Annotated in this window: 5 protein-coding genes and 1 tRNA gene; 3 read left to right on the top strand and 3 right to left on the bottom strand. The window is 67.1% G+C overall.

The window, feature by feature from the left end:
• Positions 1–225: 225 nt before the first annotated feature.
• Positions 226–897 (top strand): helix-turn-helix transcriptional regulator, encoded by a 672-nt coding sequence (locus AC1DU6_RS25355; RefSeq protein ID WP_477860463.1) that lies wholly within the window; start codon positions 226–228, stop codon positions 895–897.
• A gap of 12 nt (positions 898–909) precedes the next feature.
• On the opposite strand, the gene AC1DU6_RS25350 is transcribed toward AC1DU6_RS25355, so the two are convergent.
• Positions 910–1,407 (bottom strand): DUF7482 domain-containing protein, encoded by a 498-nt coding sequence (locus tag AC1DU6_RS25350; protein ID WP_477860461.1) that lies wholly within the window; start codon positions 1,405–1,407, stop codon positions 910–912.
• A 305-nt stretch (positions 1,408–1,712) separates the two neighbouring features.
• Between AC1DU6_RS25350 and AC1DU6_RS25345 the strand changes: the two genes are divergently transcribed.
• Positions 1,713–1,928, top strand: coding sequence for a hypothetical protein (locus AC1DU6_RS25345; RefSeq protein ID WP_477860459.1), 216 nt, complete (start codon positions 1,713–1,715; stop codon positions 1,926–1,928).
• Positions 1,929–1,954: 26 nt separating this feature from the next.
• Here AC1DU6_RS25345 and AC1DU6_RS25340 read toward each other — a convergent pair.
• Positions 1,955–2,029, bottom strand: a tRNA-Arg gene (locus tag AC1DU6_RS25340).
• 101 nt (positions 2,030–2,130) lie between these two features.
• Between AC1DU6_RS25340 and AC1DU6_RS25335 the strand changes: the two genes are divergently transcribed.
• The gene (locus tag AC1DU6_RS25335) at positions 2,131–2,478 is read left to right on the top strand and encodes a GFA family protein (protein WP_056198875.1); all 348 of its coding nucleotides are present in this window, start codon (positions 2,131–2,133) and stop codon (positions 2,476–2,478) included.
• A gap of 4 nt (positions 2,479–2,482) precedes the next feature.
• Here the strand turns inward: AC1DU6_RS25335 and AC1DU6_RS25330 are convergent, their stop codons facing one another.
• On the bottom strand, positions 2,483–2,806 hold the full coding sequence (locus tag AC1DU6_RS25330) for a hypothetical protein (protein ID WP_056198872.1): 324 nt from the start codon (positions 2,804–2,806) through the stop codon (positions 2,483–2,485).
• Positions 2,807–3,016 lie beyond the last annotated feature (210 nt).

The following is a 3,016-nucleotide window of genomic DNA, read 5'->3' as shown; positions in this document are numbered from 1 at the left end:
GTGCTGTGCGGTGGCTGCACCCGACATGCACGGCAGGGCCAGCAGGGCGGCGGCCATCCACAAGGCGCGCAAACTCGAAAACATGGTCATGCAGGCATCCCTCAGAATGAGGCCAGTTTGTGGCCGATTGCATAGCCTGTCTTGAACCGAATTCACCTGCCAAAGGGAGCACCTGGCGGACCCGGCGCGCCCGGCGCCGCCTGCCGCCCGCTGACCGCCGGGCCAATGCGCCATCCGCCGCGCGAGCGGTTGGGCCGGCACCGGCATGACGAAGCCTTCGTCGCCCTGGTGCTCGCCGGCGGCTATGTCGAGGCGGGCGACACGGGGCGGCACCACTTGCGGGCGGGGGATGTACTCGCCCACCGCCGCTGGGAGTACCACCTGGACGAAGTGGCCGGCAGTGGCGCCCAGGTGCTGATCCTGCCCTTGCCCACCGCCTGGGAAGCTGCCACCCATGCCGTCGCCAGCGATCCGGACGCGGTGGTTCGGCTGGCGGAACGGGACCTGCATGCGGCGCTGGACCTGCTGACCGGCAGCCTGACGGAGTTGCCGATTCCCGCTTCGGACTGGCCCGACCTGCTGGCGGCACGGCTGCGCCAGGATCCCGATGCACCGGTGGCTTCGTGGGCGCGCGAGCTCGGCCTGCACCCGGGCAGCCTTGCGCGCGGCTTTCGCCAGGTCTTCGGCGTGACGCCGGCGGCTTACCGCCTGTTCCAGCGTACCCATCGCGCGCTCGGCCACATCGCCCGGGGCAACGCYGGCCTGGCCGCCGTGGCCGCCCAGTGCCGCTTCGCCGACCAGGCGCACATGAGCCGTGCCATCCGCCGCATGACCGGGCTGGCGCCCTCCCAACTGCGCGGCACCCTCAGTGACGGGGGCGACCGGCCGACGGGATGATGCCTTGCTGGCTCAGCGCACGCCCTGCAGCGCGGTGCCGCGAGCCCGCACGACGGGCCAGTTCGCGACGATCTTGGTTGGAGTCAGCTGGACCTCGCCCTTTTCCTCGGCCGCCAGCACGGCCTCCTCGGATTTGAGTGTGTGCGGTGTGACGCCGGGCTTCCAGCGCACCATGACCAGCACCCACAGCGGGCTGTAGGTCGCGTCGGCATTGGCGCCGCCCACGGGCCTCGGGATGGAGGGCAGCACGGTGGYCTGCTCGTCGCCCGGGAACTTGTAGGCCTTCTCGACGGGCATGCCGGGCTTGAGCGTCTCGGCCAGGGCGGGCACGTAGTTGATGCCCTGCTTCTTGGCGATGCCGGGGTCGGAGATGTCCGTGCTGACGTAATGCACGATCTCGCCCTCGAACCACGCTTCCTTCAGAGGCAGGGTGACTTCGTCGGCTGCCCAGCTGGTGGCTGCGCCCAGCAGCAGGGCAGCACTCAGTGCACGGATGACGGGTTTAGGCATTGCGGTTCCTCGTAGAAGGCGAGACGCGATTCTTGCGCACTGGCGGCAGCTCTGATCGAGCGCCTGGACCTCAAGATTGCCGGACGATCTCAACACCCACGTTGACGAGGATCAGTTGCCCACCCATCAAGCGGCGGATTTCGCATTGAGCCGCCTGTCATCGATGCCCGGCGGCCCGGGCAGCCAGCTGTGTCTGCAGCTGCGTTGATACAGCCGAGTGAACTTGCGCCCCTTCTGTGCCTTTGCAACAGCGTGGGCGGTGCCTATCGTGATTCATCGCTTTCGAGCCTCACGAAGGAGCACCCATGCAACGTACCGCCACCTTGTTCCAAAAATCTGCCGTCACCGGCGCGGCGTCGCGCTTGGGCGCATGGCTGCTGAACCTGAGGGACGCGTTCACACGGGATGACGACGAGCGCTTTCTTGGCGAAGCCCGGGATCTCGCCGATCTGGAAAGACGGCTGCGACGCCTGGAACAGGGCCGCTCAGAGCGCTTTGGCCCGCTGCCTGGCGTTTTGTGAGGCCGCATTGCCAGGTCGAGCCTTCGTGGTCCCTCCGACAGGAATCGAACCTGTATCTGCCGCTTAGGAGGCGGCCGTTCTATCCATTGAACTACGGAGAGCACCGTTGGCGCCGTGAAGGCGCCGGTCAGGCGGCGCGCATTCTCGCATGGGGTCTCGCGGGCTTTCTGGCAGCATCCGCCTACTCAAGGAGACACGCGACATGACGCACCAAGGAAGCTGCCACTGCGGCCACATCAAGTTCGAGGTCGAGGGCGAGATCGGCTCCGCCTTGTCCTGCAACTGTTCGATCTGCCAGCGCAAGGGATCGCTGCTGTGGTTCGTGCCGCGCAGCGCATTGAAACTGCTGACGCCGGAGCAGAACGCCAGCAGCTACACCTTCAACAAGCATGTCATCCAGCATCGCTTCTGCCCGACCTGTGGCATGCATCCCTATGGCGAAGGCAAGGGGCCGGACGGCTCGGCGATGGCAGCCATCAACATCCGCTGCCTGGAGGACATCGATCTGAAGGCCGTGCCCGTCACGGAGTTTGACGGGCGCTCGAAATAGGCCTTTAGAACTGCGCGACCAGATGGGGCTGGCCGGCCACCCGCGTCAGCACGCGGCGGGGCTGGTGCAGGGTGCCGCCACGCGTCGCGCGGGCCACGGCGGCCTGGACGGCGTCCAGCAGGGCGGTGAGAAGCGGGCGCTCGCCATTGCAACGCGAGCGGGGAATGACCAGGGCGAGGTCCATGGCCTCGCTGCCTTGYAGTTCCAGGCTGGCGTGAACGACCAGCGTGGACGGGGTACTGAGGGAGACGTCGAGATCGGCATCGACAAGATCGGCGGCGACCGGCAGATGGGGCACGGTCTGCGCAGAGAGTGAGTCTGTGAACATGGCCTGAATCCTCGCGGAGGGTCTTGGCGCCCGCTGTCGGGCAGACCAGGGTGGGGCTGTAGGACGGCGCCTGATTGCTCAGGAATGCATCACCGGCAGGGCCTGCTTGACGGTCGGTTTGTCGAACAGTCGGCCGATCAGTGCCCGCGCAAAAAAGTAGTCGTTGCGCAGCTTGTCGCCGAGGGCATCAAGGCCGACGCGGCCCTGGCG

The sequence above is a fragment of the Roseateles sp. P5_B10 genome (genome assembly GCF_056400485.1).
This window is presented reverse-complemented; position numbering and strand designations above follow the sequence as displayed.